Annotated in this window: 20 protein-coding genes and 1 pseudogene; 11 read left to right on the forward strand and 10 right to left on the reverse strand. The window is 62.3% G+C overall.

What is annotated here, in order from left to right; genetic code table 11:
- Positions 1-335: 335 nt before the first annotated feature.
- Positions 336-1736 carry an LLM class flavin-dependent oxidoreductase gene (locus tag ACYASU_RS18310; protein ID WP_463583627.1) on the reverse strand — a complete coding sequence of 467 codons (1401 nt, stop codon included), beginning with the start codon at positions 1734-1736 and terminating at the stop codon, positions 336-338.
- 325 nt (positions 1737-2061) lie between these two features.
- On the opposite strand from ACYASU_RS18310, the gene ACYASU_RS18315 reads away from it, so the two are divergent.
- Positions 2062-2793, forward strand: a complete 732-nt coding sequence (locus ACYASU_RS18315) for a class I SAM-dependent methyltransferase (RefSeq protein WP_463583617.1) — start codon at positions 2062-2064, stop codon at positions 2791-2793.
- Between the two features lie 202 nt (positions 2794-2995).
- Here ACYASU_RS18315 and ACYASU_RS18320 read toward each other — a convergent pair whose 3' ends face one another.
- Complete coding sequence (locus ACYASU_RS18320; protein WP_463583618.1) at positions 2996-4258, reverse strand: type II toxin-antitoxin system HipA family toxin; 1263 nt, start codon at positions 4256-4258, stop codon at positions 2996-2998.
- Positions 4251-4565 (reverse strand): helix-turn-helix domain-containing protein, encoded by a 315-nt coding sequence (locus ACYASU_RS18325; protein ID WP_192173624.1) that lies wholly within the window; start codon positions 4563-4565, stop codon positions 4251-4253. Before ACYASU_RS18325 ends, ACYASU_RS18320 begins: the two co-directional genes overlap by 8 nt.
- A gap of 291 nt (positions 4566-4856) precedes the next feature.
- Here ACYASU_RS18325 and mexE point away from each other — a divergent pair, with 291 nt between their 5' ends.
- The 5 genes from mexE to ACYASU_RS18350 all read left to right on the forward strand — a co-directional run bounded on the left by mexE (position 4857) and on the right by ACYASU_RS18350 (position 12734).
- Positions 4857-6098 carry a multidrug efflux RND transporter periplasmic adaptor subunit MexE gene (mexE, locus tag ACYASU_RS18330; protein ID WP_192173623.1) on the forward strand — a complete coding sequence of 414 codons (1242 nt, stop codon included), beginning with the start codon at positions 4857-4859 and terminating at the stop codon, positions 6096-6098.
- A 12-nt stretch (positions 6099-6110) separates the two neighbouring features.
- Positions 6111-9302 carry an efflux RND transporter permease subunit gene (locus ACYASU_RS18335; protein WP_463583619.1) on the forward strand — a complete coding sequence of 1064 codons (3192 nt, stop codon included), beginning with the start codon at positions 6111-6113 and terminating at the stop codon, positions 9300-9302.
- Positions 9302-10699, forward strand: a complete 1398-nt coding sequence (locus ACYASU_RS18340; protein WP_463583620.1) for an efflux transporter outer membrane subunit — start codon at positions 9302-9304, stop codon at positions 10697-10699. The genes ACYASU_RS18335 and ACYASU_RS18340 overlap by 1 nt, the downstream gene beginning before the upstream one ends.
- A gap of 214 nt (positions 10700-10913) precedes the next feature.
- A complete protein-coding gene (locus tag ACYASU_RS18345; RefSeq protein WP_463583621.1) occupies positions 10914-12011 on the forward strand; it encodes a tetratricopeptide repeat protein in 1098 nt (365 codons plus the stop codon).
- Between the two features lie 357 nt (positions 12012-12368).
- Positions 12369-12734 carry a histone-like nucleoid-structuring protein, MvaT/MvaU family gene (locus ACYASU_RS18350; RefSeq protein ID WP_192173688.1) on the forward strand — a complete coding sequence of 122 codons (366 nt, stop codon included), beginning with the start codon at positions 12369-12371 and terminating at the stop codon, positions 12732-12734.
- A 481-nt stretch (positions 12735-13215) separates the two neighbouring features.
- Here ACYASU_RS18350 and ACYASU_RS18355 read toward each other — a convergent pair whose 3' ends face one another.
- Positions 13216-13719, reverse strand: coding sequence for a DUF4946 domain-containing protein (locus ACYASU_RS18355; protein ID WP_282373182.1), 504 nt, complete (start codon positions 13717-13719; stop codon positions 13216-13218).
- Positions 13720-13919: 200 nt separating this feature from the next.
- Between ACYASU_RS18355 and gloA the strand changes: the two genes are divergently transcribed.
- Positions 13920-14450 carry a lactoylglutathione lyase gene (gloA, locus tag ACYASU_RS18360; RefSeq protein WP_192173618.1) on the forward strand — a complete coding sequence of 177 codons (531 nt, stop codon included), beginning with the start codon at positions 13920-13922 and terminating at the stop codon, positions 14448-14450.
- Positions 14451-14720: 270 nt separating this feature from the next.
- Here gloA and ACYASU_RS18365 read toward each other — a convergent pair whose 3' ends face one another.
- A complete protein-coding gene (locus tag ACYASU_RS18365; protein WP_463583622.1) occupies positions 14721-16529 on the reverse strand; it encodes a sensor domain-containing diguanylate cyclase in 1809 nt (602 codons plus the stop codon).
- A gap of 1415 nt (positions 16530-17944) precedes the next feature.
- Here ACYASU_RS18365 and ACYASU_RS18370 point away from each other — a divergent pair.
- A pseudogene (locus ACYASU_RS18370) lies at positions 17945-18055 on the forward strand (HAMP domain-containing protein); the annotation flags it as partial.
- A 159-nt stretch (positions 18056-18214) separates the two neighbouring features.
- Positions 18215-18919, forward strand: a complete 705-nt coding sequence (locus ACYASU_RS18375; protein ID WP_446731164.1) for a methyl-accepting chemotaxis protein — start codon at positions 18215-18217, stop codon at positions 18917-18919.
- A 46-nt stretch (positions 18920-18965) separates the two neighbouring features.
- On the opposite strand, the gene ACYASU_RS18380 is transcribed toward ACYASU_RS18375, so the two are convergent.
- Genes ACYASU_RS18380 through ACYASU_RS18400 form a run of 5 tightly spaced genes read right to left on the reverse strand, consistent with a single transcriptional unit; the run spans position 18966 to position 24390 of the window.
- On the reverse strand, positions 18966-19877 hold the full coding sequence (locus ACYASU_RS18380) for an SMP-30/gluconolactonase/LRE family protein (RefSeq protein ID WP_282373467.1): 912 nt from the start codon (positions 19875-19877) through the stop codon (positions 18966-18968).
- 16 nt (positions 19878-19893) lie between these two features.
- A complete protein-coding gene (locus ACYASU_RS18385) occupies positions 19894-20850 on the reverse strand; it encodes an ABC transporter permease (protein ID WP_463583623.1) in 957 nt (318 codons plus the stop codon).
- A complete protein-coding gene (locus ACYASU_RS18390) occupies positions 20847-21836 on the reverse strand; it encodes an ABC transporter permease (protein WP_083233150.1) in 990 nt (329 codons plus the stop codon). The genes ACYASU_RS18385 and ACYASU_RS18390 overlap by 4 nt, the downstream gene beginning before the upstream one ends.
- Positions 21833-23290, reverse strand: a complete 1458-nt coding sequence (locus ACYASU_RS18395) for a sugar ABC transporter ATP-binding protein (protein ID WP_463583624.1) — start codon at positions 23288-23290, stop codon at positions 21833-21835. Before ACYASU_RS18395 ends, ACYASU_RS18390 begins: the two co-directional genes overlap by 4 nt.
- A gap of 59 nt (positions 23291-23349) precedes the next feature.
- Positions 23350-24390: a substrate-binding domain-containing protein gene (locus ACYASU_RS18400; protein ID WP_463583625.1), complete on the reverse strand. Its 1041-nt coding sequence runs from the start codon at positions 24388-24390 to the stop codon at positions 23350-23352.
- Positions 24391-24667: 277 nt separating this feature from the next.
- Here ACYASU_RS18400 and ACYASU_RS18405 point away from each other — a divergent pair, with 277 nt between their 5' ends.
- Both ACYASU_RS18405 and ACYASU_RS18410 read left to right on the forward strand, forming a co-directional pair.
- A complete protein-coding gene (locus ACYASU_RS18405; RefSeq protein ID WP_463583626.1) occupies positions 24668-25954 on the forward strand; it encodes a GAF domain-containing sensor histidine kinase in 1287 nt (428 codons plus the stop codon).
- On the forward strand, positions 25939-26685 hold the full coding sequence (locus tag ACYASU_RS18410; RefSeq protein ID WP_192173609.1) for a response regulator transcription factor: 747 nt from the start codon (positions 25939-25941) through the stop codon (positions 26683-26685). The genes ACYASU_RS18405 and ACYASU_RS18410 overlap by 16 nt, the downstream gene beginning before the upstream one ends.
- Positions 26686-26904 lie beyond the last annotated feature (219 nt).

A 26904-nucleotide genomic window follows, 5' to 3' on the forward strand; every position in this document is an offset into this window, starting at 1 on the left:
GCTCCGTGGGCCCGCGCCGAACGGACATCCATGTCCTGACGGCGCTCTCGCCGCATCCATGCGGCTCGGCCCACTGCGCGTCGTCTGCGTTCGGCCTGCACCCAAGTCGCGATTGGCGTCGCTTGGACTTTTTGTGTACGCAGATCAAAAGCAGATCAACGGCTTCCCGGCTGAAGCCGGTCCCACTGACTGTACGCGTGCTTTTGTAGGACTGGCTTTAGCCAGGAAGAGGCCAGTTCAGGCGCCGGTATTTTTCGGGACGCAGCGCTGCTTTTGTGGGAGCGAGCTTGCTCGCGAATGCGGTATCCGATTCACTCGGGTCGCGCATGGAACGGTCACCCCGGAAACCGCAACGGCTTCGCCGGGTGACTCAATGCGGCCGGGTCGCGGTAGCGGGCGCCGAAGTGGTCGTTGGGCAGGCGTGACTGCCCCGCGCCGAAGAGGCGTTCGCGCAGGGTTTCGCCTTCGGTGTAGGACTCACGGAAACGACCCCGGCGGCGCAATTCCGGGATGACCAGTTCGATGAAGTCGCGGGCCGTTTCAAAGGACAGGTACTGGCGCAAGTTGATGCCGTCGATGCCATCGACGTCGAGCCATTTTTCGATTTCGTCAGCGACCACCGTCGGTGTGCCAGCCACAAAGAAGCGTTCGCGGTTGAAACCTTCCAGCTGACCGAGTACGTCACCCACCCGCAGGTGGGGTTTGAAGCGGGATAGGCTTTGCCAGCCTTTGACCTCGCGTTCGATCAGCTCGCTGATCAGCGTGTCGCGCGGGTACGCGGTGAGGTCCACTGCCATTTGTGCATGGGCCAGTGACGCCTCGACGCTCATTAATGTGCGGTAGTCGTCGAGCTTCTGGCTGACCTCCGCATCGGTGCGGCCCACGATTACGCCGGCCATGACGATGAATTTCAGGCCGGCGGGATCACGCTCGTGAGCAAGGGCTTTTTGGCGCATGGCCTCGATATTCCCGCGCACCGCCGCCGTGTCCATGCCGCCGGTGAACACCACTTCAGCATGCCGCCCGGCGAACTCCATGCCTGCTGGCGAACCGGTGGCCTGGTACAGCACCGGTGTGCGCTGTCGCGACGGCTGACAGAGATGCGGGCCGGCGACTTTGAAATGCTCCCCGACGTGATCGATGTAGCGCACTTTGCTCGGGTCGGTGTAGATCCGCCGCTCACGGTCCTGGATCACCGAGTCGTCGTCCCAGGAGCCCTCCCAGAGTTTGTACAGCACGTCCAGGTACTCGTCGGCGATCTCGTAGCGGTGGTCGTGAACCACTTCCGTGTCGTGGCCGAAGTTGCGCGCGGCATTGGGCAGGTAGGAGGTGACGATGTTCCAGCCCACCCGCCCCTTGGTCAGATGGTCGAGGGTGCTCATGCGCCGGGCGAAGGCGAATGGCGGCTCGTAGGTGGTGGAAAACGTCGCACCGAATCCGAGGTTTTTGGTCACGGCGGCCATGGCCGGAATCACCAGCAGCGGGTCGTTGCTGGGGATCTGCATGGCTTCGCGCAACGCCGTTTCCGGACCGTCACGAAACGCATCGTACGTGCCGATCACGTCCGCCAGAAACACCCCGTCGAAGGTGCCGTATTCCAGCAACTGAGCGAGCTCCGTCCAGTAGTCCAGATCATTGAAGCGATGCCGGTTGTTGTCCGGGTGCACCCATAAACCGTGGACGATGTGGCTGACGCAGTTCATTTCGAACAGATTGACATGCAGTTGCTTGGGCACTGCGCTGACTCCTTTATTCATACGCTGCTCATCCGGCGCTTGCCTCGTTTTGCGGACCTTTGATACCGCGTGTTCCCTCTGTGCAATGCAGCGAACATGCCACGGCTAATCTTCGGGTGAGGCCTTGGAAAAAGGTCATTTAATACCGGGCCATAGCGGCGCCGGATATGCGAGTCTGTCTGCCCAGCCACAGACTGTTTAACCGCTGTTGAATAGTCGTTCCCGGCTAGAGTGGCAAAATCGGCCGGACGTGACGGTGTATCAGGGGGATGGCGTCGACGGCTGCCGGCGTGTTGAATGTGAGCAATGGACAGGTGAGGAAAATATGGCGCAGAACATTTACGACAACCCGGATTTCTTTGAGGGCTACAGCCAGCTGTCTCGCTCCATCGAAGGCTTGGCCGGCGCGCCGGAATGGCCGGCATTACGCGCGCTGCTCCCTGATCTGCAAGACCACGACGTGCTGGATCTGGGCTGCGGCTACGGCTGGTTTTCGCGCTGGGCAGCCGAGCACGGTGCCAGCAGCGTGCTCGGCCTGGACCTCTCGGAAATGATGCTGCAGCGGGCCATTGAAGCAGGCCACCATGAACGCATCAGTTACCGGCGGGAAGACCTGGAGCATGTGCAGCTCCCATTGGCGCGTTTCAGCCTGGCGTTCAGCTCGCTGGCGTTTCATTACATTGTTGACCTGGGCGCGTTGCTGCGCCGCATCCATGACGCATTGATCCCCGGTGGCCGTCTGGTGTTTTCCATCGAGCACCCGGTGTTCATGGCGTCCTTGCAGCCGCAGTGGGTCGTCGACTCCCAGGGCCGCAAAGTCTGGCCGGTGGATCATTACCAGGTGGAAGGCCCGCGAAGCACTGACTGGCTGAGTCCCGGGGTCATCAAACAACACCGCACAATGGGCACGCTGCTCAACCTGCTCATCGCCAGCGGATTTACCCTCAACCATGTCAACGAATGGGGACCTTCGGCCCAGGACCTCATCGACCGCCCCGCCCTGGCTGACGAAATTCACCGGCCGATGCTGCTGATTGTGGCGGCCACGCGCTCGTGACCGGCTCTTAAAGGGCCTACCTGGCAGGACGGGCTTATGCCGGGAATGCATCACTGGTCACGCTGCAAACGTGAGGGTGTTCATGCCGGCCTCTTCCCGGCTGAAGCCGGTCCCACTAAAAGCACCGTGCATCCCAGTGGGACCGGCTTCAGCCGGGAAAGCGTCAGACATCACACCGGAAAGCTGATGTCGAGTGGACTATTTATCCGCGCAATAACGCGACGTTTTCATCAATCCGTGCCTGAAGCATCGCCAGGGTTTCCGGCGTGATAAGCCCCGGGCGGGTCTGTTCGGCGATCGCGGCGAACTGAGTCGCAACATCACAAATCCCGTCAATCATCCCGCCCGCTTTCTCCGCTGACACCTCGGCCTCTTCGGCGAGCCGGAGCATCGCTTTACGGTCAATCGACAGCGCCTCACCCAGCACGTCCATCTGGTGATATCCCCCCGGCCCCTCGCAAAAGGTCACGTCGTAGGCCGGCGCCAATGTCCAGCTGCCGGACGCCGACATGAGGTAGGCAAAGTTCTTCGGATGATCGTCGCGGTTGTTGAACGCGACATTGAACACGGCACGCTCGAAGGCGATGGTTTTCTCGCGGACGTCGTTGGTGCAGAGTTGCGTCGCGCGCAGGAAGTTGACGTAGTCCAGCGATCCCGGCGAGGTGTAGTCCGCGCCGGTGAACGCGGCGAGGCTTTGCATCGGCACTCGCTTGCCCTGGATCCGGTCGAAGCGTCGGCTGGCGAACGCCGCCAGGCCATCGGGCAAGATGAAATGCTGAGTGTCAGGCGTCTTGATGCCACACAGACGCAGGCACTGGGCATAGACCATCTCGATAGCGCAGACCTCAGCGTGTTCGCCTTTGGCCGGAAACTTGATCAGCCAGGCTTCGAAACCCGGTGTCGCGGCGGTGGTGAAGGCGCCTGTTTCGGGATCGCGGTAGACCAGCGCCTTGGGTCGCGTCCCCTGGGGCGAGCCGCCGACCCGCATCAGCGTGTGCAGGAATTCTCCGCCGTCACCCTGGACCACTTCCTGAATCTCGGCGGCCAGCAACTCGATGGGCACATGGGCCTGGGGCTCCAGTCCCTCGGGCGCGACAGGCTCGAATGACATTGCACCCATGGCCGTATTCCCGATGTAGGCCAGCCGCTCCAGCGGTCCGATGCGCGCCGCATTGAGCTGACGACGCCTGAACAAGCGGTCCATCAGCAGCATCCCCCAACCATCCGGCAACGCGTCGTAGACCGGCCCCGGCAGACCGAGTTGGTGGGCGGCGAAGCCACGGCGCAGGCGCGGACCCTCCAGCGGCAGCGTGTAACCCGACAGTTCCAGGCCCCTGGACCGGGCCTCGTCGCTGTACTCGAAAACAATCTGCGGACGCCCGGTGATGGCCGTCGTCGACACTAACGTACCCCACAGCCAGCGCTCGTCCCAGCCGTTGTAATACACCTCGACCTGCTCAAGCATCGCCCGACTTCCTTATACGTTGGCGCTCGGCAGCGGCCTCGTAGCGGCGAATGTCATCCAGGCTGTCGAGCCTGGGCATGAACAGCCCTTCCAGCTCCTTGGTTCGGCCGAGGACCATGGCCACGCGGACCAGATTTTCGAAGCTGACATTGCGCCCGGCTTCGAGATTTGAAACGGTATTGACGCCTACGCCGGCGCGGCTGGCGACGTCGGCCTGGGTCATCTGCAGCGCAAGGCGCTCGGCGCGTAACCGGGCGCAGAGGCGATCGACGATTTCATCGGGCTTGCTGAAGCTTAAATCCAACATGAGCGTGAGTGGCCTGTGTGCCTGTGACGCGAGCAAGTATGAGTCAGACCACCCTCAAGCTCAACATACATAAATCCATTTAAATGGGGCTTATCTTGGTTTAACGCACATAAGACCCAAGATAATGGATTTATATTGAAGCGCATCAGGACGGTGCGACAAATCGATTGCAGACCTTTTATTACGCCGAACATCATTACGACTGATAGTTACCTTCGCGTCATTCGATTCGTGCAATAACACCCCCGAGAACATTATCCGCCCATCTCAATAACATCGGCGGATTCTCCCATGCTTCAGTCTTTAACTCCTTTGCGCTATCCCCTCGCCGCGTTGACCCTTGTGGTCATCAGCGCGTGCGGCCGGACGCCTGAAGCGACCGTTGCGCCGGCGGCGGCGAAGGTCAACGTGGCCAAGGTGATCGAGCAACCGGTCAACGAGTGGGACGAAGTCACCGCCCGCCTCGAATCGCCGGAAACCGTTCAGGTGCGCCCGCGTGTTTCAGGCCAGATCGATTCGGTGGCTTTCACTGACGGCGAGCTGGTCAAAAAAGGCGACCTGCTGTTCCAGATCGACCCGCGCCCGTTCGAAGCGGAAGTGCATCGTCTGGAAGCGCAACTGCAGCAGTCCAAGGCCGCTGCCCAGCGCAGCACCAATGAAGCCCAGCGTGGCGAACGCCTGCGCACCAACAACGCGATCTCCGCCGAACTCGCCGATTCGCGCACCACCACCGCCCAGGAATCCAAAGCGGCCGTTGCCGCTATCCAGGCACAGCTTGATCTGGCGCGCCTGAACCTGAGCTTCACCCGCGTCACTGCGCCGATCACCGGCCGGGTGAGCCGCGCCGAAATCACCGCCGGCAACATCGTCACGGCCGACCAGACCATCCTCACCAGCCTGGTCTCGACCGACAAGGTCTACGCCTACTTCGACGCCGACGAGCGCGTGTTCCTCAAGTACAACCAGCTGGCCCGCGACGGCAAGCGCGGCGCGACCACGCCGGTGTACATGGGCCTGTCCAACGAGGCGGAAAACCCGCACCTGGGTCAGATGAACTTCGTCGATAACCAGGTCAATCCGCGCACCGGCACCATCCGTGGCCGCGCCGTGTTCGACAACAGCAAGGGCGAATACACCCCGGGCCTGTACGCACGCCTGAAGCTGGTCGGCAGCGGCACCTACTCGGCCATGCTGATCAAGGACGAAGCGGTCGGCACCGACCTGGGCAAGAAATTCGTGCTGGTGGTCGACAAGGACAACAAGGCGATCTACCGCAGCGTCGAGCTGGGGCCGAAGCTTGAGGGCTTGCGCATCGTGCGCAGCGGCCTGGGCAAAGACGACCGCATCGTCGTCACCGGTCTGCAGCGCGTGCGTCCGGGGTCGCCGGTTGACCCGCAAGACACGCCGATGGCCAGCGCCGAAACACTCACCGCACTGCAACAACAACGCCAGGCGCTCGAAGCCAGCAACACACCCAAGGCCCAGCCGAAGCTGGACGCCAAGGTGGCTGCTTCCGCCACGCCACGCGGTTAAGGGACACACACGATGAATTTCTCCAAGTTCTTTATCACGCGACCGATCTTCGCGGCGGTGCTCTCGCTGCTGATCCTGATCGCCGGCGCGATCTCGCTGTTCCAGCTGCCGATCAGTGAATACCCGGAAGTCGTGCCGCCGACCGTTGTCGTGCGCGCCAACTTCCCCGGTGCCAACCCGAAAGTGATCGGCGAAACCGTCGCCGCGCCACTGGAACAGGCGATCACTGGCGTGGAAGGCATGCTCTACATGTCCTCCCAGGCCACCGCTGACGGCAAGCTGACCCTGACCATCACCTTCGCGCTGGGGACCAACCTCGACACCGCGCAGGTGCAGGTGCAGAACCGGGTCACCCGGACCGAGCCGAAGCTGCCGGAAGAAGTGACGCGCATCGGTATCACCGTCGACAAAGCGTCGCCTGACCTGACGATGGTGGTCCACTTGACCTCGCCGGATCAGCGCTACGACATGCTGTATCTGTCGAACTACGCGGTCCTCAACATCAAGGATGAGCTGGCGCGCCTGAACGGTGTCGGCGACGTGCAGCTGTTCGGCATGGGCGACTACTCGCTGCGGGTCTGGCTGGATCCGAACAAGACTGCGTCGCGCAACATCACCGCGACCGACGTAGTCAACGCCATTCGCGAACAGAACCGCCAGGTCGCCGCCGGTCAACTGGGCGCACCGCCCTCCCCGAGCGCCACCAGCTTCCAGATGTCGATCAACACCCAGGGCCGTCTGGTTACCGAAGAAGAGTTCGAAAACATCATCGTTCGCGCCGGCGACAACGGCGAAATCACACGGGTCAAAGACATCGCCCGCGTCGAGCTGGGCTCCAGCCAGTACGCCCTGCGTTCGTTGCTGAACAATCAGCCAGCGGTCGCGATCCCGATCTTCCAGCGGCCAGGCTCCAACGCCATCGACATTTCCAACGAAGTGCGCGGCGAAATGGACCTGCTGAAGAAGAGCTTCCCGGAAGGCATGGACTACAGCATCGTCTATGACCCGACGATCTTCGTGCGCGGCTCCATCGAAGCAGTGGTTCACACCCTGTTCGAAGCGCTGATCCTCGTCGTACTCGTGGTGATCCTGTTCCTGCAGACCTGGCGTGCGTCGATCATCCCGCTGGCCGCCGTGCCGGTGTCGCTGATCGGTACTTTTGCGGTCATGCACCTGTTCGGCTTCTCCCTCAACGCGCTGTCGCTGTTCGGACTGGTACTGGCCATCGGCATCGTCGTGGACGACGCCATCGTGGTGGTGGAGAACGTCGAGCGGAACATCGAGCTTGGCCATCAGCCGATGGAAGCCACACAGATCGCCATGCGCGAAGTGACCGGCCCGATCATCGCAACGGCGCTGGTGCTGTGTGCGGTGTTCATCCCGGCGGCGTTCATCTCCGGGCTGACCGGGCAATTCTATAAACAGTTTGCGTTGACCATCGCCATCTCGACGGTGATCTCGGCCTTCAACTCCCTGACCCTGTCGCCCGCGCTGGCTGCCGTATTGCTGCGCGCTCACGACGCGCCGAAGGATGGCTTCTCGCGCTTCCTCGACAAACTGTTCGGCGCCTGGCTGTTCCGACCGTTCAACCGGTTCTTCGTCAAGGCCAGTAACGGTTATGTGAGCACGGTGGGTCGGGTGATTCGCGTCAGCGGGGTGGCACTGGTGGTGTACGCCGGCCTGATCGTCATGACCTGGCTGGGTTTCTCCACCACGCCGACCGGTTTCGTCCCGGCCCAGGATAAACAGTACCTGGTGGCCTTCGCGCAATTGCCGGACGCCGCGAGCCTGGACCGCACCGAAGACGTGATCAAGCGCATGTCCGACATCGCGCTGAAGCAACCGGGCGTTGAAAGCGCCGTGGCCTTCCCGGGCCTGTCGATCAACGGTTTCACCAACAGCCCGAACTCCGGCATCGTCTTCGTCACGCTCAAGCCGTTCGAAGAACGCAAGGCGGCCGACGAGTCAGCCGGTGCCATCGCCGGTGCCCTCAACGGCAAATATGCGGGCATTCAGGAAGCCTACATGGCGATCTTCCCGCCGCCGCCGGTACAGGGGCTGGGCACGATCGGCGGTTTCCGTCTGCAGATCGAAGACCGTGGCAACCTGGGTTACGACGAGCTGTACAAAGAGACGATGAACATCATCGGCAAGAGCCGCAGCGTGCCGGAACTGGCTGCGCTGTTCACCAGCTACACGGTGAACGTGCCCCAGGTCGATGCCGCCATCGACCGCGAAAAAGCCAAGACCCTCGGTGTGCCGATCAGCGACATCTTCGACACCCTGCAGGTTTACCTGGGTTCGCTTTACGCCAACGACTTCAACCGTTTCGGCCGGACCTATCAGGTCAACGTGCAGGCCGAGCAGCAGTTCCGTCAGGACGCTGAACAGATCGGTCAGTTGAAAGTGCGCAACAACCGCGGCGAGATGATCCCGCTGGCGACGCTGCTGAAAGTCACCAACACCTCGGGACCGGACCGCGTCATGCACTACAACGGCTTCATCACCGCCGAGATCAACGGCGCGGCTGGTCCGGGTTTCAGCTCGGGTCAGGCGCAGGCGGCGATGGAAAAACTGCTCAAGGAAGAACTGCCCAACGGCATGACCTACGAGTGGACCGACCTGACCTACCAACAGATCCTGTCGGGCAACACGGCACTGCTGGTCTTCCCGCTCTGCGTGCTGCTGGCGTTCCTGGTACTGGCTGCGCTGTATGAAAGCTGGAGCCTGCCGCTGGCGGTGATCCTGATCGTACCGATGACCCTGCTGTCGGCCATTGCCGGTGTGATCATTGCCGGGAGCGACAACAACATCTTCACCCAGATCGGCCTGATCGTACTGGTAGGCCTGGCGTGCAAGAACGCCATTCTGATCGTCGAGTTCGCCAAGGATGAGCAGGACAAGGGCAAGACCCCGCTGGAAGCTGTGCTTGAAGCCTGCCGTCTGCGTCTGCGGCCGATCCTGATGACCTCCTTCGCGTTCATCATGGGCGTGGTTCCGCTGGTGCTGTCCAGCGGCGCCGGTGCCGAAATGCGTCATGCCATGGGCGTGGCGGTGTTCTCCGGGATGCTCGGCGTGACCTTCTTCGGTCTGCTGTTGACGCCGGTGTTCTATGTACTGATTCGTAACTACGTTGGACGCAAAGAGGCTCGCAAGGCCGCCAAGGCGCAACGCATCCAGAACAACGCTGCGGAGGCTCATTGATGAAGGCTGCAAAACTCTTTCTGCCGAGCCTGCTGGTGCTGGCGCTGGCGGCCTGTGCCGTCGGCCCGGACTACAAGAAGCCGGAAACCGCGGCGGCCAACATTCAGGCCGCCACCCAGCGGGCCTATGACCGCAGCCACATCGAGACCGTCTGGTGGCAGCAGTTCGACGACCCGACCCTGAACAAACTGGTCGCCGAATCGCTGCAGGGTAACCGCGAGTTGCGCGTCGCCTTCGCCCGTCTGAAAGCGTCCCGTGCGATCCGGGACGACATCAGCAATGACGCCATGCCGGTGGTGACCAGTCGCGCCAGCAGCCAGGTCGGCCGCGCTCAGGTGCCGGGTGAAACCGAGCACCGGGTCAATCAGGAACGTTACGACCTGGGCCTGGACATGGCCTGGGAGCTGGACCTGTTCGGCCGCATCCAGCGCGAGCTGGAAGCCAGTGACGCCGATCAACAAGCTGCCGAGGCCAACCTCTATCAGCTGCAGGTAACGATGATCGCCGAACTGGTCGACGCTTACGGTCAGTTGCGTGGCGCCCAATTGCGCGAGAACATTGCCCGGGACAACCTGAAAAACCAGCAGGACTCTCGCCGGGTGACCGCCCAGCTGCGCGACGAAGGCGTGGGCAATGAACTCGACGTGGTCCGTTCCGACGCGCGTCTGGCGGCGGTGGAAGCCACCATTCCGCAGCTTCAGGCGGAGCAGGTGCGCGAACGCAACCGCATCGCCACCCTGCTCGGCGAACGTCCGGACGCCATGACCGTGACCCTCGCCCCGGCCAAACTGCCGGCGATTTCCAAGGCCCTGCCGATCGGTGATCCGACCAAACTGCTGGAAAACCGTCCGGACGTGCGCAGTGCCGAGCGGCAACTGGCGGCGCAGACCGCGCGAATCGGCGTGCAGACCGCCGACCTGTTCCCACGGGTCAGGTTGAGCGGTTTCCTGGGTTTCACGGCCAGCCGTGGTTCGCAGATCGGTTCCGGAGCGGCTCAGGCGTGGGGCCTCGGCCCGAGCATCACCTGGGCGGCGTTTGACCTGGGCAGCGTGAGGGCGCGGATTCGTGGCGCTAACGCCGATGCCGAAGGCGCGCTGGCCAACTACGAGCAGCAAGTGCTGTTGGCCCTGGAGGAAACCGAAAACGCGTTCAGCGACTACGACAAGCGTCAGCAGCGTCTGGTGTCGTTGGTACGGCAGAGTGAAGCCAGCCGTTCGGCAGCGAATCTGGCGAACATCCAGTACCGCGAAGGCACGGCGGACTTCCTCGTCCTGCTGGACGCCGAACGCGAACGTCTGGCCGCCGAAGACAGCCAGGCCCTGGCTGAAATCGATCTGTACCGCGGCATCGTTGCCATCTACAAAGCCCTTGGCGGTGGCTGGCAGCCGAATGCCTGACGTCACAGGTTGAACAGCGGGATCGCTCAACCGGCGGCCGTTCTGTAGCCCTGATCTGCCGCCCTGAAACAGCCTCGGACCCACAAGGTTCGGGGCTTTTTTCTGGACTGAAGAAATCTCCTGCGAGCGCCCAGGGGCCGAATCCATCCCCACAGCGTTTGACACTCGGCGGTCTCTCCCCGAAGCTGCTGCACACGCAAACACGGAAACCGATATGTCTGAATCGTCTTCCCGGCGCACACCCGCCCAGCTCAAGGCTCGACGTCGCTGGCAGGTGGCAATTGCGCTGGCGCTGTTGCTGCTGATCATCGCCATGGCGATGCTGGTGCGAAACTGGCACGCGCCTCCAGCCGCACCGCAGGTCAATCACAGCTACGCCGAAGCACTGGAGCAGGCCCATGGCGGCAAGCCCGGCGCCGCGCGTGTGCTGTATCAGCAATTCAGTCGCACCGACCTGTCCGATATTCGCCGTGCCGGTCTACTCGCCGAGCTGGTTAATTACCCGGGGCCCCAGGCGCTGAAAATTCTGCGCGGCGATCTCAAGCGCCCCGCGCCGCTGGTTCAGCAGGCGGCCATCCAGACGGTGTCGGCCATGCTGCCGGAGGAACAACGCAGCACGCTGATCGGCCCGCTGCTGGACGATGGCGACGATGAGGTGCGCTTCAGTGCGGTGCGCGCCTTGCTGCCGTTGGGCCCGGATGAATTGGGCCTGTATTACGGGGCGTTGCAGGAGGCGGCTCAACAGTATGAGCAGGCATTGAGTGCCCAGCCGCCGAGCGGGCAACGTCAGCTCGCGCTCGCGCAGCTCTACCTCAACAACGGCACCCCGCAAAAGGCGATCGATGCGCTGGAACTGGCCGCAAAACTGGAACCGGACAACCTCGAGACCGGGCTGGCGCTGGTGCAGGTGCTCGACCGCCAGGGCCAGGCCGATCGCTCGCGCCAGTTGCTTGCCCAGTGGCTGGAGAAACAGCCCCAGTCGTCCCTGGCGCAACACGCGCTCGGCCAATGGCTGCTGCGTCATAAACAAAATGAATACGCCCTGCTCCCGCTGACCCGAGCCATTGAACTGGAACCGGACAACACCGGTTACCGCTACGACCTCGCCGTCGCGCTTCACGATCTGGATCAGCTCGAAGCCGCGCAGCGTCAGCTGGAGGACATTCTTCAGCGCGCACCCGCCGACCGTCGCGCGAGGATTCTGCTGATTCGCTACTGGACCGAGGCCGGGCAGCTGCAAAAAGTGCAGGTGCTGCTGGCTGAACTGGAGCAGCTCAACGCCGACGATCCGGCGCTGCAGCAAGGGCTCTAGGACGGCATAGTTTCCGATAGCGCTAAAGTATAAGAAATGACTTACAACGGTTTGCGACTATTATTGTTTTTTTGTCAGACCGGCTTATCGTCGCCGGGATCTTTCACTTAACAATTAGTCACCCCCTATTTTACAACGCGTAAAAAACGTGCATTATTTACTCGCGCCGCAACTGAACTACCCCGTATTGATACCCACCTTCATGCTCATGAAGTTAGTGTCGACGGCTGATCCTGATGTCAAGGACACGGTAGAAAGTGGTGAAACCAACAGCAGCAGACCCAGATGCGCGTCCTTGTTACTCGCATTGTTGCTTGCATTGAGCTGACAACAGCCATTAATTGCCGGAGTATCATTTTGTCCAGACTTGCCGAATTTCGCGCAGCAGAAAAAGCCCTTCAGGAGCAGCTGGCCCAGCTGGAGTATCTGAAGAACGACGCCGGACTGAAGAAGGAAATCGAGTTCGAGCAGCAGCTGCAGGCCCTGATGAGCACGTATGACAAGACCTTGCGCGACATCATCGCGATCCTCGACCCTCACACCGGTGCTTCCACCCTCGCGCCAGCGGCCCCGAAACGCCGCCGCCCGCGGGTCGTCAAAGTCTATCAAAACCCGCACACCGGTGAAGTCATCGAGACCAAAGGCGGCAACCATCGCGGTTTGAAAAACTGGAAAATACAATACGGTGCCGAAACCGTTGATTCCTGGTTGCGCGGCCGCTAGTCCTGTATCCCTTGCAGTGTCGAGAAGAAGCTCTGCTCGCAGGGCTTCTCTGAAAGTGTAGGGATGTCGCAGTGATACAAGTGCTTTAAACGCGGATGATTGCGAGCGAAGTCTTAGGCAGTTTAGATAATGAGTGCTGGTGTAGCACCAGCGTTGAATATTCAACCTGACAATTAGCTGAACAGATTCGTATTAGTGTGATATATCGCTTTCAATAGGCGGCAGGCTTATAGCATGCTCAATTGCCGATGATTTTCCGCTTGTTAATTCCACTAAGTATGGCCAGTGTGCGCGGCGAAGCTGGCTATGAGCCTTCATGCATCAACAGATAAATTTCTCTTCTGCGGCCCAACGGCTCGCAAGCTTCACATTTTTTTCACACCGGCTTGTACAGGATGGAGGCTACTAAAGGATTAGTGCCCCAATGCCCGCTTCGGCGGGCTTCTTTATGCCCGTGATTTGTGTAAACCCCCGCCTCGACCTAAGGCGCCGATCCCAGGCGCAGGCCATTCCTGATCTGCAACACTTCGTTTTTATGGGCTGCGTAGCCTTCCGCCGAACCGGCATACGACAACGACCACGCCAACTGCGGACTGGCCGCCGCCACCAGCGTCTGGGTCATGACGTGATTGCCGTTCTGGGTAATCGTGCACGTGGTCTCCATGGCGGGGATGTCGCTCAGCGTGCTGTCCTTCATGTGCGTGCAAACGCTTTGGAAGCCACCGCGCGCAAAATTGACCTGCACCGCCTTGCGCATTTCCAGCAGAACGCTCTGCACGTTGACCGAGTGACCGGGCTGCAGCTGCGTCTGGGTCAGCTCGACCACCATGGCCGGATCACCGTTCTGATCGTTTTTAACCGCACGCTGTCGTATTTGCACGGCGGGCTGACCCTCGCTCGCCGGCGGTTGGGGCAGGGCTTCCACTTCCCAGCCCTCGGGCCAGATGATCATGGCGTCAGCCGACGACGCGACGCCCGGAATCATCAGCACGAAACAGAAAGCAACGCGGGCGCATGGGCGCAATGAGAGATGCATGGGCGGTACCTGAAGGTCGAGCCGCGAAGTGTGAGCCGGTCATCCATCGCCTACAAGTCGAAAGCCGCGCTTTATGCGCCTTCGGTTTGGCGCATCGGCCATGAGCCCGTATCATTACGCAACTTTTTAGCGTTAACCCGGAGACAACCATGAGTCTGCACGACCTGAACACCTTCCCCGGCGTCACGGCCACCCCGGACGCCTCGACCGCACAATTCGTGTTCAACCACACCATGTTGCGCGTCAAGGACGCCACCGCGTCCCTGGACTTCTACACCCGCGTGCTGGGTTTCAGCCTGGTGGAAAAGCGCGACTTCCCGGAAGCGGAATTCAGCCTGTACTTCCTGGCGCTGGTGGATAAAGCGCAGATTCCGCAGGACGATGCTGCGCGCAACGTCTGGATGAAAGGCATCCCCGGCGTGCTCGAACTGACCCACAACCACGGCACCGAAAAAGACCCTGCGTTTTCCTACCACAACGGCAACACCGACCCGCGCGGCTTCGGTCACATCTGCATCTCGGTGCCGGATGTGAAGGCTGCCTGCGCGCGCTTCGAAGAACTGGGCGTGGATTTCCAGAAACGCCTGACCGACGGCCGCATGAAAAGCCTGGCCTTCATCAAGGACCCGGATGGTTACTGGGTCGAAATCATCCAGCCGACGCCGGTATCGGGCGAGTAATCGCGTCTAGCGAGTCGGACTGGCTTTAGCCAGGAATAAGCCTATTCGTGAGCAGGCTCACTCCCACAGGTTCTTCAGCGTGGCCGAGATCACGGGTCGATGATGAACAGGTGGGGGCGAGCTTGCTCGCGAAGGCAGCGTCTCTGCCGCTGAAGATGCAGAGGATGTAATTGCCTCCTCCCGGCTGAAGCCGGTCCCACTAAAAGCAGCGCGTGCATCCAGCGAGGACCTCGACCGTAGGACCGGCTTTAGCCGGGAAGGCGTCAGGCGTCACGCCGCTTCTATCACCTGATCCGCATCAGTCAGATCCGCATAAACCTGCGCGTTCGACGGTTCAGGCGTGAACGTCAGCGCAATGTTCTCGCACTGCTGTTTGAGCTGCTGCAGCTTAAGCGGCCGGCTCAGGAAATACCCTTGGGCCTCCTCGCAGCCGAAATCCCTCACCAGGCTCATGCAACGGAACGTCTCGACACCTTCCGCCACGGTGCGATAGCCCAACTCGCCGGCCAGGTGCAGCACGGATCGAGCGATGATGCGGTTGCGCGGGTTGCTCTCAAGGTCGGTGACCAGGGATTTGTCCAGCTTGAGGATGTTGGCCGGAATCTCATGCAGGTAGGCAAAGTTACTGTAGCCTGCGCCGAAATCATCGATGGCCACGTCAACGCCCAGCTCGCGGATTCGGGTGAGCTGCGCGATGACGCGTTTGTCGGCACGGATCCACTCGCCTTCGGTGATCTCGACTTCCAGCCGTGAGGGATGCACGCCGTGTTGGTCGCAGGCGCTTTGCAGCGTCAAGGCGATGTCCATGTCGGCGAAGTCCAGCGGCGACAGATTGAGGGACAGGCGCACCTCTTCGTCGATCCAGCCGCTAAGGTCGGTCAGCGCGCGATCGATCACCCAGCGCGTCACCGTGCTGATCCTGCCGGCGCTCTCGACCAACGGAATGAATTCGCTTGGCCAGATCTTGCCCAGCATCGGATGGGTCCAGCGAATCAACGCCTCGACGCTGAGCAGGCGGCCATCCTGCAGGCTGAAGCGTGGCTGGTACTCCAGATAGATGTCGCCGCTGATCAGCGATTCGCCGAGTTCACCAAGCAGCGTCAGCGCGCGACGCTGGGCGCAATCCTCGGCTTCGTCATAGGCCGCCCACGGCACCTGTCGATAAACCGCCCTCCCCGCCGCGTGGGTCGCTTTGCCCATGAGCGTCGAGGCGGAATGTTCACCGTCATCACAGCACGCCAGCCCCACCGCCACCTGTTGGTGCGGGAAAGGCTCGGTAATCAGCGCCAGTAGCATGCGAATCAAATCGTCCCGGCGAAGCCGGTCGCAGCTCACCTGCAGGCAGAAATCCAGTTCGCTGACATGGTAAAGCTCGGCGATACCATCCAGACGTCGGCGCAGGGAGTTGGCCATATCGCAGCGCGACTGCTGCGCATCCAGATGACTGCTCACGCTGAGATCGGCCGCACTCGCCACCGGCTGGATGCGGATCACCACCATCAATCGCACCTCGCTCCCGGTCACCGCAAAGCCCTGCGTATCGAGCAGGAACTGCTGCAAATTCGGCAAGCGGCTGACAGGGTGACGGTAGCGCATCAGCTGACATTGCTCGACCTGCCCCATGACCAACTGAGCGAAATCTTCAAGGGCTGCCAGTTCATTGGATTCCAGCGTACGGGGCACCTGGTCGATCAGGCAAAAACTGCCGAGCACATCGCCGTGCTGGTTGCATAACGGCGCACCGGCATAGAAACGAATGCCACCCGGCGCCGTGACCAGCGGGTTGTGGGAAAAGCGCGGATCGAGTTGGGCGTCCTGAACCACCATGATCCCGGGGTTCTGGATGGTGTAGCGACAAAACGACTGCTCTATGGGCGTCTGGCTGGGTTCGAAACCCACTCGACCGGGAAACCACTGACGGTCTTTTTCCACCAGCGAGACCAGCGCCGTCGGCACGCGAAAGTGCGCAGCAGCAAGGCGACACAGGCGGTCGAAATCCTCACTATGGGCGGTTTCCAGCCATTGCAAAGCGTGAACCGCGGACAGGCGCTTCTGCTCAATTTCAAGCGAACCGATCATGGCGTGCGCCCTCCATTCCAAAAATACGTGTTGAATGATATCTCATGGCCACTATTGCCAGAACGGAATCGCGACGGAAGGTCGTTAACAACGAGCACGGACATGTAGAGAGAGTTCGGCTGAGAGCAATAGAGTGATATCACAAAGACACTACTTAATCGCTTCAGTTCCAGAATTGTACAAATATATAATGTTGTACAACTATTTATAAAGTTAATACGATCCGGGCCGACAGAGGGACAAGAGCGAAACGGGCAGCCTTAGGGCTTGCGCCGAAAACGCCGTCAATTCCACTCAAGCCTGAGAAAAGGACCATTCTCACCGACGACAACCCAATCGCCCCACTCCGGGGCTGTGAGAACCGTATGAATATTCTTGCCCCTGCCGTGTACCTGACCAACCGCCTGCGCTTTCCCGCCAAATTCGCGGTGCTGGCCATCATTGTGCTTTTGCCGCTGGCCCTGCTCGGCGCGCGCCTGCTGCATCAACTCACGACCAGCATCGATAACATCCATTCCGAACAAGTCGGCCAGCGCTATCTGATGGATGTCACCCCGGTACTGCGCCTGTCGATGCTGCAACGAGCATTGACCAACCGCCTGCTCAGCGGGGATCAAACAGCCCAGCCTGACCTCGCCGCCAACCAGGCCAAACTGCTGGATGCGTACTCCAAACTGGAAACTACCGACCGCCAGCTCGGTGCGGGGCTTGAAACCGGAGATCGCGTACAACGCTTGCGCTCCGGGGCCGAAGGGTTGATCAGCCAGACCAAAACCGGGGCCGATCAGGCGACCCTGTTTGACGCCTGGAGCGATCAGATGACTCAAACGCTGAATTTCATCTATTTCATCTCCGCCACCTCCGGAATGGTCCTCGACGAAGACTACGCCTCGCTGTTCCTGATCGACCAAAGCACCCTGCGTCTGCCGCGCCAGATCAACGTGGTCGGCCAGTTGCGTGGTTTGGCCAGCGGCCTGCATGAAGGCCAGCCGCTGACAGACGCCACCCGTGGCACGATTAAATCGCTGCTCAAGCAAGAAGCCCAGATTCGCCAGGAGTTGCTGCAGAGCCTCAATCTGCTGCGTCGTCAGGAACCGGCCCTCGCCGAGCGCATCCAGTCCCCCGTCAGCAGCGGGCTTTCGAGCCTGGACAGCTTTCGCACCGACCTGGAAACCTTGATCGGCTCCTCGCAAAACACCATCACCGGCATGCAGGGCCTGCCGGCCAAAGGCAACGCTGTGGTCGCCGAGCTGTACAAGGCGCAGGACGCTTTGCAAGCCGCGCTGTCCGCCGTGCTGGAGCAACGGGTCAAGGACAAGTCGGCCGAACGCACCGCCATGCTGGCCATGTTCGCCATTGCCGGCCTGCTGCTGATCTATGCCTTCAGCGGGATCTACAGCGCCATGCGTCGGGCCATGGAAGACATGTTGAGCGCCACCCGCCGCATCGCCCAAGGCGATCTCACCGCACGGGTCAACGTCGCCGGCAAAGACGAAATGGCCGACATCGGCACCGGTTTGAACCACATGGTCCAGGCCTTCGGTGAATCCCTCGCTCAGGTCGAGCGCAGTTCGAGTTCGGTGTCCGACGCAGCAACTCGCCTGAGCGTATCCATCGACCGCGCCAAGGTGTCGATGAACGCCCAGCAAGGGGAAACCGAACAGGTTGCCACGGCCATCAACGAAATGACCGCCAGTGTCGCCGACGTTGCCCAGAACACCGAGGGCGCGGCGCGTGCGGCGGAACAGGCCAGTCAGGCGTCCGGCAAAGGCCTGGGCGTGATGCAGCAGACCCGCCAGACCATCGAGGCGCTGGCCGGCGAAGTCGACCTCAGCGCGCAAAAGGTCGCGGCGCTCGCGCTGCACAGCCAGGAGATCGGCGGCGTCATTGAAGTGATCCGCAACATCGCCGACCAGACCAACCTGCTGGCCCTCAACGCCGCCATCGAAGCCGCCCGTGCCGGCGAGCAAGGCCGTGGCTTTGCCGTGGTCGCGGATGAAGTCAGAACCCTGGCTTCGCGCACGCAAAACTCCACCGCCGAAATCCAGCGGATCATCCAGCAATTGCAACTGGCGACCAGCGCCGCCGTAGAGCAGATGAAAGCGGGCAAGGACCGGGCGCAGGATTGCCTGACGTCGGCCGATCAGACGTCCTCTAGCCTGAACGCGATCAACGAAGGCGTGGAATCGATCGTCGGCATGAACACCCAGATTGCCAGCGCTGCCGTTCAACAGCACGCCGTGTCCGAGGACATCAACCGCAACGTCACCGAGATCCGCAACGGCACGTTCATGCTGATGGAAGGCATCGAGGACAACGCGGTAACGGCGGACGAACTGTCGCTGCTGGCCGGCGAACTGCGCACCGTGGTCGGTCGTTTCAAACTCTAAGGACTGGGCGCGCAGCGCAAAACGCTGCGCGCCATCCAACCATCAGTCAGGGCACCTGAGCCCCCGCCACCGCCACGTACACCGAGTACAACGACGTGTTCGCGGCGATGAACAGGCGGTTGCGGCGCGGCCCGCCGAAGGTCAGGTTGGCGACCTTCTCCGGCAGGCGGATCTTGCCCAGCAAGGTGCCGTCGGCGGCGAAGCATTGAACGCCATCGCCGGCGCTGGTCCAGATATTGCCCTGCACATCCACGCGCATGCCGTCCGGCACGCCCGGCTCAATCACCGCGAACACCCGCGACTGCCCCAGCTCACGCCCATTGATGACCTCGAACGCGCGGATGTGGTGGGGGCCGTCAGGATCGTGGGAGCGACCGGAATCGGCGATGTACAGGGTCTGCCCGTCCGGGGAGAACGCCAGGCCGTTGGGCTGCACGAAGTCGTTGGCCATGCAGGCGATCTCGCCGCTGTCCGGGTCGATGCGGTAGACGTGGCGGCCCGGCTGCTCTTCGTCGGCCTGATAGCCCTCGTAATCGGTGAGGATGCCGTAGCTCGGATCGGTGAACCACACGGCGCCGTCGCGGTGCACCACCACATCATTCGGCGAATTCAGCCGTTTGCCTTCAAAGCGCTCGGCCAGCACAGTGATAGAGCCGTCCGGTTCGGTGCGGGTCACGCTGCGGGTGCCGTGCTCGCAGGTGATCAGCCGTCCCAATAAATCGCGGGTGTTGCCGTTGGCGAAATTCGACGGGGTGCGGAACGTCGACACGCCCTGCTCCGGGGTCCAGCGCAACATGCGCTGGTTGGGGATGTCGCTCCACAACAGATACCCGCCGTCGTTGAACCACACCGGCCCTTCGGCCCAGCGGCACTGGTCATACAGGCGTTCGAGCTGGGTGTTGGGCAGGATCAGGCGGTGGAAACGCTTGTCATGGCACTCGTAGAGGTCGTCGGACACAGGTTCGATCCTTAATTCAGGCGCGGGCATGTTTGCGGCCGCTGACAGCGGTAATCACCGCGATGATGATCAAGCCGGTGAGGATCAGCCGCACCCCGGCACTGGCGCCGAAGGTGTTGAGCATGCTCACCAGCAGGTAAAGGAACAGCGACGCGCCCCAGATGCCGGGCACGTTGGAAAACCCGCCGGCCACGGAGGTGCCGCCGATCACCACGACGGCGATGGAGGCCAGCAGGTATTCCTCGCCCATGCCCAGCGACGCACCGCCGGAAAACCCGGCCAGGGTTAGGCCGCAGAGGCTGCCGAACACCGCACAGAGCACGTAGGTGACGAAGCGCATGCGGCCAACCCGAATCCCGGCCAGTTCAGCGGCGCGGGCGTTTTGTCCGATGGCCAGCACCGAGCGACCGTAGCGGGTGCGGGTCAGCACGTAGCCCATGAGCACCGCCACGGCGATCACCACGAGGGCCAGATACGGCACGCCGAACACGCGGCTGGTGGCGAAGGTGTAGAAACTGTCCGGCGGCGGCACCCGCACGCTGCGACCATAGGCGATGGCCAGTGATTGCAGGATGAAGCTGGCCGACAGCGTCGCAATGATGGGCGGAATGCGCAGCAGGCGGATCAACGCGAAATTGCCGCAGCCCACCAGCACACCAATGCCCAGCACGCCGATCACGCCCAGCCAGATGTTCGCATCCTGGCCGTCCATGAGCTTCATACCCAGCGCCCCGCTGAGGGCGATGTTGGCCGGAATCGACAGGTCGATGTTGCCGGGCCCCGTGCTGATGACGAACATCTGGCCGATGCCGACGATCGCGAAGAAGGTCGAGAACGCCAGCGCGCCAGACAGTAAAGCGCCTGCGCCCTGCCCGCCGGTGAACACCAGGGTCGCCACCCAGATCAATAACGCGGCGAGGAATGACCACAGCCATGGCTTGCCGCGCAGCGCTGCAATAGTTGAAGTGCTCATAGCGGGCGTACCTCCAGACGATTGACCGCCGCACGCAGCGCCAGCACGAAAATCAGAATCGCGCCCTGGGCACCGATCTGCCAGTCAGGCGAAATGCGGATGAACGACAGCAGCGAGCCGGCCAGCACCAGAGTCAGCGCGCCGAGCACCGCGCCCATGGGCGACACCCGCCCGCCGACGAATTCGCCGCCGCCAAGAATCACCCCGGCGATGGACAACAGGGTGTAACGCAACGCCACGTTGGCGTCGGCCGAGGTGGTCAGCCCCACCAGAAACAACCCCGACAACACGCCGAAACCCCCGGCCATGGCGTACATCGCCACTTTGATGCGCAGCAGCGACCAGCCGGCCTTGGCGATCGCCAGCGGATTGCCGCCGGCGCCACGCAACACCACCCCGACGGTGGAGCGCATCAGGAAAAAGTGCATGGCCAGCCCGAGCACGATGCACACGATAATCGCCAGCGGAATCAGCGGTGGCTTGATCCGCACCAGCGCTTGCAGCCACTGCGGCGCCGTCCCGCCCGGTGACGGCAACAGCAGAATCGCGCCACCCACCCAGATGAACGACATGCCCAGGGTGACGACAATCGACGGCAGGTTGCGGCTGTGAATCAACGCACCGAGCAGCGCATACACACCGACGCACCCGGCCAGCGCCAGCCAGCCGAGGAACGGGTGTTGATCGAGCAGCGTCACGGCCACGCAGGCGACGAAGCTGATGAAACTGCCCATGGACAGATCCAGGTCGTTGACGCTGATGATCAGCATCTGCGCGATGGTTGCCAGGGCAATCGGCACCGCCAGGTTGAGCATCAGGTTCAGGCCCATGTAGCTCATGGCCCGGGGTTGCATGATGAAAATGGTCGCCAGCAAGACCACCAGCGACACCGCCGGCAAAGCGGCGCGGAGCATGCGGGCACGGCGCGCGGCGTTGTTGCGCGTCGCGACGGGTGCGCGGGCAACGGAATTCAGCGGGGCATTCATGGGGTTTCCTCGGCGAAGGAGCTGCGCAGGATGCGCTCCTCGCTCAGTTCGCTGCGCGGCATGTCGAGCACGGTCTGGCCGTCGCGGAAGACATACACGTGATCGCAATAGGTCAGCTCTTCCAGTTCGGTGGTGTACCAGATGAACGTGCGGCCGCGGCCCGCCTCCTCCATCAGAATCGAATACACCTCGCGCTTGGTGCCAACGTCGACGCCACGCATGGGGTCGTCCATCAGGATTATCTGGCTGTCAGACGCCAGAGCCCGGGCAAACAAGGCTTTTTGCTGGTTGCCGCCGGACAGCGACAGGATCGGATTGCCCATGTCCGGGGTGCGAATGCTCATACGCTTCATCCAGTCATCGGCCATGGCCTGCTCGGCGTCGGGGTTCAACAGCAGGCCGCGCTTGAGCTGGTTGAGGGAGCCGATGGTGATGTTTTCGCCGATGGACCACAGCGCAAACACGCCGTCGGTCTGGCGGTCGCCGGCGACGAAACTGGCGCCGGTGCCGCGCTTGATGCAGTCGCGCAGCACTTGGGTCAGCAACTGGCTCTGGCCGTGCCCGGCCAGCCCGGACAGCCCGACGATCTCACCGGCAAACGCCTGCACCGAGCGCTCATCGGTTTGTCGCGCCGGACGCTGTTGCACCCGCGGGCTGCCCTGCTCACGTCGGGAGGCGAAATCCTGTATCGCCTGCGCTTGTTCCCGTGCCGTGCCGCCCATGACTTCCACCAGCGAATCGTGGGTGAAGTCTCGGGCCGCGCGGGTTTCAACGATTCTGCCGTCACGCATCACCGCGATGCGGTCACAGGTGCCGAGCATTTCGCCGAGGATGTGGCTGATCAGCACGATGCTGCCGCCGCCCTCGACGAAACGCCGCACATGGCGCAACAGCTGCTCGGCGACCCGCGCGTCGAGGGATGAGGTGGGTTCGTCGAGGATGATCAGATCAAGGCGCTCATCGACGTTGATGAACGCCCGGGCTATTTCCACCATCTGCCGCTTGCCGATGGACAGGTCAGCGACGATGTCATCGGCGTCGATTCCGTGGCCGGGAAAAATCTGCTCGAGCATCGCTTCGACCAGCGCACCGGCCCGACGCCGCCAGCCGAAGCCGCGCAGAGCCGGCGACATCAGCCGGGTGTTCTCTGCCACGTTGAGGTTCGGGCACAGCGACAGTTCCTGGAACACGCAGCGAATGCCGTGCTGACGCGCCACTTGTACTGAATAGCCTTCGCGCAGGTCGCGGCCTTCGATCAATAACTGGCCGCAATCGGCGGCCAGGGTGCCGGCGAGCACTTGCATCAGGGTCGATTTGCCCGCGCCGTTGTGGCCGATCAGGCCCAGGCATTCGCCGGCGCGCACGCTCAGGTCGACGTCACTCAGGGCACGCACGGCGCCGAACGATTTACCGGCGCCGACGAAGGCCACCCGCACAGGTCCATTTGCGTTCATGGTCAGAATTCCTTGGCGGGCCGCAGGCAGCGCGGCCCGCGGTGCTCAAATGGAAAAGCTCACAGGGAAGCGGCGGGCTTGAGCTTGGCGACGTCGTCGACGCGGTAGGTCTCGCTGACGATCCCGCCTTTGGGCAGGTCCTTCAGGCTGGCGTCGAGGGTCTGCTGGGTGACGGTGACCGCTGGCGACAGCAGGTCATGGGGCATCTGCTTGCCGTCGAGCAACTGCTGCGCGACATAGAACGCCAGGCTGGAAATGCTCGGCCCGCTGCTGATCGAGAAGCTCTGATAGCCCTGGGCGTCGCTTTGCTTTTTCCACCAGGTCAGTTCTTCTTCGCGGTTGCCGAAGATGATCGCCGGCAACGGACGGCCTGCCGCGACAAAGGCCTGGGCAATGCCGACGCCTTCACCGCCCTGGGTCACCACGGCGTCGACTTTCGGCAGGCTCGGCAGCACGCCGGAAACGGCTTTCTGTGCCACGGTCGGTGACCAGTTGCCGTTCACTTCGCCGATCACTTTCAGGTTCGGGTGTTTCTGCGCGCCGGCGGTGATGCCGGAGTGAATGCGCTCGTCCACCGACACGCCGGCCAGGCCGCGCACTTCCAGGACGTTGCCGCCCTGGGGGAAGCGCTCGGACAGGTAATCCATCTGCTCGATGCCGGTCTGTTTGAAGTCCATGGAGATGCGGTAGGCGCAAGGCTCGGAGACGGTGCCGTCGAAGGAGACGACGATGATGCCGGCGTCGCAGGCCTGTTTCACCGCGCCGTTGAGCGCCGTCGGCGACGAGGCATTGATGACGATGGCGTCATAGCCCTGAAGGATCAGGTTCTGGATTTGCGCGGCTTGCTCGGTAGCCTGGTTTTCCGCCGTGGTGAAACTGTCAGCCGACGCGATCAGGCCATCCTTGACGGCTTTGTCGGTGGTCTGCTGCCAGCTGGCGAGCATCAGTTGGCGCCAGGAGTTGCCGGCGTAATTGTTGGAGAGCGCGATCTTCTTGTCGGAAGTATCGGCGTGGGATGCGACGGGCAGGGCCATCAGGGGCGCCACGGCCAGTGCGGCACAGAGCAATGAACGGCGTAGCGGATGACGACGACTTTTCATAGTTGAACCCTTGTTATTTTTATGGGGGCTGCAGGGTGGCCGACGGCGTCGGTCGCACCTTATTACGAACAGTACGCGGCGAGTCTGCACTTGCCGGCGCGGAGCGTCAGCGGTCAATCGTGCAGACCTGATGCGGGATCCCGCAAGCGACCTGCAGGATCCTGCGTTCTTTTTAGCGCACAGGGGCCATAATGACCGGGCTGCCCCCTGCTCACTGACAAACAGTGTTCATTTGCAAACAGCGCTCGATCCATACAATAAAAACAGGTTGAAGCCCATGGCACAGCGACCGCACACCCTTGCCGAAGACGTGCTGCACCATTTTCTCGGTATTTCCCGCGCCCTCGCCGGCCAGCTGGATTTCCAGTCGATGATCGACGCCGTCTCCCGGGAAATCAGCCCGATCCTGCCCCACGACCACCTCGACGTGTGCCTGTTTATCCTCGACGGCCGCGAGCACATCACCTATGAAAGCGGCGTGCACACGCTGTGGGGCGATGTCGCTCAACCGATGCCGGTGCACACCAGCCCCATTCGAGCGGTGCTGTTAGGGGAGCAGGCGTTTCTGCTGACCCACGACGCCATGAACGACGCACGTTTCGCCTTCCCCGGCGCCGCCAACCACCCTATTTTCGACGCCCGTCTGCGCAGTCGCCTGCACGTGCCCTTGCGCGCCCGGGGTGAAATCATCGGTGCGCTGAGCTGCTCGAAACACACCGAGCATTTCTACACCCTGGATGACGTGCGCCACACCCAGCACGTTGCCGACCTGTTGGCCTCCTACGTGTACGCCCTGCGCCAGACCGAACAGGCCAAACAACTGGCCATCGCCGAAGCCCAGGTGCGTGCCCGGGAGGAAGGCCTGCGCCAGGGCGCGCTGCGCTTGACTGAGGAACTGGAGCGTGAACGGCAGCGGGTCGGCATGGACTTGCACGACCAGACCCTCGCCGACATGACCCGCCTGCACCGGCGCATCGCCCGCCTGCAAACCCTCCCCAGCGTGCCGGGCGAGGACTTGCGCGGGATATCACGCGCCCTCAAGGACAGCATGCAGGAGTTGCGGCAGCTCATTGATGCAGTGAAGCCGACGGTGCTGCAGTTGTTCGGCTTCGAAGAAGGCGTTGAAGACCTGTTGCGGCGCAGCGTCCGAGACAGCGGCCTGAGCATCGAAACGCGTCTGCAGGACAGCACCGACGGCATGGGCGATCGCTTGCCGGAGTCGGTGAAGGTCGCGGTGTTCCGCATCATCCAGGAAGCGGTGAACAACGCGATCAAGCACGCCATGCCCGACAGCATCGTCATCCACATCAGCCACACAGGCGGCCTGTTGCAGCTGACCATCGACGATGACGGCATTGGGCTGGACGTCGGCCACCGGTTCAACAGCGGCGGCATTCAGAACATGCAGGTGCGCGCGCAACTGATGGCGGCGCAGTTGTTTATCGAACGCGGGCCCTATGAGCGCGGCACCCGGGTCCGGGTGTGCCTGCCGCTGGCGGATCTGCTGCTTGTCGTTGAGCCTGCGCCGTCCGTTGAAACGGAGGTGCCATGCAAATCCTGTTGATCGAAGACGACCCGGTGCACCGGGCGTTCCTGCGCGAAGTCATCGAAGTGGCCCTGCCGGAATGCACGCGTTTACTGGAGGCCGAAGACGGCCAGATCGGCGAGCGGTTGTTCAGCGAGAGCCCGGTAGATGCCGTGGTGATGGACCTGCAGATGCCGTGCCGCACCGGCGTCGAAGCGGCCAAGACGATCTGGCGGCAGCAGCCGGACACGTCGATTCTGTTCTGGTCGAATTACTCGGACGAGGCCTACGTGCGGGGCATCGCGCGGATCGTGCCCCAGGGGGCGGCCTACGGTTACATCCTCAAGACCGCGTCGGAAGAGCGCTTGCGACTGGCCTTGCGGGGGCTGTTCATCGAGCAGCAGTGCGTGATCGACCGCGAGATTCGCGGCGTGCAGCTCAAGGCCCACGATCAGTTGTCCGGGCTGAGTGATGGCGAATACGAAGTGCTGCAGGACATCGCCCTGGGCCTCACCGACCGCACCATCGCCACCCGCCGCAACCTGTCGCTGCGCAGCGTGCAGAACCGGCTGCAGCAGCTGTACGAAAAGCTCGGCGTCTATCAGCCCGATGCGGCCGGCGAACGCAGCACCGCCTTCAACCTCCGCGCCCGCGCCGTCAACGTCGCCCTGCTCCGCCGCCTGCTCAACCGCACCGCGCTGGAACAGGCTGAGGCTGAACTCCAGCTGTGGCTGAAAAACCCCGCGCGGCATCGATTTGGAGGGGGCTGAGGGGAGATCAAGAGCGTCGGCCTGGGGGCAGACTGTTTCGCCTTCGGCGAGTTACTTGATAAAGCCCCAAGTAACCAAGGGCTTGTGCTCCTGGTTGGGCCCCTCCTGCGTCGGGGTTCCTTCACTCCGGTCCCGCTCCGTGGGCCCGCGCCGAACGGACATCCATGTCCTGACGGCGCTCTCGCCGCATCCATGCGGCTCGGCCCACTCCGCGAAACC

The sequence above is a fragment of the Pseudomonas sp. HP_12 genome (assembly GCF_055283955.1).

Excerpts from the sequence above, each read along its gene's own strand:
- ACYASU_RS18315 (WP_463583617.1), top strand. The coding sequence starts at position 2,062 with ATGGCGCAGAACATTTACGACAACCCGGATTTCTTTGAGGGCTACAGC.
- ACYASU_RS18320 (WP_463583618.1), bottom strand. The coding sequence starts at position 4,258 with ATGCTTGAGCAGGTCGAGGTGTATTACAACGGCTGGGACGAGCGCTGG.
- ACYASU_RS18325 (WP_192173624.1), bottom strand. The coding sequence starts at position 4,565 with ATGTTGGATTTAAGCTTCAGCAAGCCCGATGAAATCGTCGATCGCCTC.
- mexE (WP_192173623.1), top strand. The coding sequence starts at position 4,857 with ATGCTTCAGTCTTTAACTCCTTTGCGCTATCCCCTCGCCGCGTTGACC.
- ACYASU_RS18335 (WP_463583619.1), top strand. The coding sequence starts at position 6,111 with ATGAATTTCTCCAAGTTCTTTATCACGCGACCGATCTTCGCGGCGGTG.
- ACYASU_RS18340 (WP_463583620.1), top strand. The coding sequence starts at position 9,302 with ATGAAGGCTGCAAAACTCTTTCTGCCGAGCCTGCTGGTGCTGGCGCTG.
- ACYASU_RS18345 (WP_463583621.1), top strand. The coding sequence starts at position 10,914 with ATGTCTGAATCGTCTTCCCGGCGCACACCCGCCCAGCTCAAGGCTCGA.
- ACYASU_RS18355 (WP_282373182.1), bottom strand. The coding sequence starts at position 13,719 with ATGATTCCGGGCGTCGCGTCGTCGGCTGACGCCATGATCATCTGGCCC.
- gloA (WP_192173618.1), top strand. The coding sequence starts at position 13,920 with ATGAGTCTGCACGACCTGAACACCTTCCCCGGCGTCACGGCCACCCCG.
- ACYASU_RS18365 (WP_463583622.1), bottom strand. The coding sequence starts at position 16,529 with ATGATCGGTTCGCTTGAAATTGAGCAGAAGCGCCTGTCCGCGGTTCAC.
- ACYASU_RS18375 (WP_446731164.1), top strand. The coding sequence starts at position 18,215 with ATGACCGCCAGTGTCGCCGACGTTGCCCAGAACACCGAGGGCGCGGCG.
- ACYASU_RS18385 (WP_463583623.1), bottom strand. The coding sequence starts at position 20,850 with ATGAGCACTTCAACTATTGCAGCGCTGCGCGGCAAGCCATGGCTGTGG.
- ACYASU_RS18390 (WP_083233150.1), bottom strand. The coding sequence starts at position 21,836 with ATGAATGCCCCGCTGAATTCCGTTGCCCGCGCACCCGTCGCGACGCGC.
- ACYASU_RS18395 (WP_463583624.1), bottom strand. The coding sequence starts at position 23,290 with ATGAACGCAAATGGACCTGTGCGGGTGGCCTTCGTCGGCGCCGGTAAA.
- ACYASU_RS18400 (WP_463583625.1), bottom strand. The coding sequence starts at position 24,390 with ATGAAAAGTCGTCGTCATCCGCTACGCCGTTCATTGCTCTGTGCCGCA.
- ACYASU_RS18405 (WP_463583626.1), top strand. The coding sequence starts at position 24,668 with ATGGCACAGCGACCGCACACCCTTGCCGAAGACGTGCTGCACCATTTT.
- ACYASU_RS18410 (WP_192173609.1), top strand. The coding sequence starts at position 25,939 with ATGCAAATCCTGTTGATCGAAGACGACCCGGTGCACCGGGCGTTCCTG.